The following is a 258-nucleotide window of genomic DNA, read 5'->3' on the forward strand; positions in this document are numbered from 1 at the left end:
GTCTGGGCGCTGGCTGGGCAGATGCTGACGGCAGCGCTGGTCACTACCGCCCTGATGTGGTGGTGGGGCAGCTGGCGCCCGCGGCTGGAATTCGATGTGGTGTCGTTCAAGGCGATGTTCCGCTTCGGCTACAAGATGTTCCTGTCACGCATGCTGGATGTGGTGTTCGTCAATCTCTACGTATTGGTGGTTGCCAAGCTGTTCTCTGCCACGGTGGCGGGGCTGTTCTTCTTTGCCGAGCGACTCAAGGAGCTGGTG

Annotated in this window: 1 protein-coding gene; it reads left to right on the forward strand. The window is 60.5% G+C overall.

The features are described from left to right. Nucleotides 1-258: oligosaccharide flippase family protein (locus tag R0J88_RS21360; protein WP_410901078.1), on the forward strand; the 258-nt coding region annotated here is incomplete at both ends.

This window comes from Pseudoalteromonas sp. SIMBA_162 (assembly GCF_046535955.1).
Taxonomy (GTDB): domain Bacteria; phylum Pseudomonadota; class Gammaproteobacteria; order Enterobacterales; family Alteromonadaceae; genus Pseudoalteromonas; species Pseudoalteromonas marina.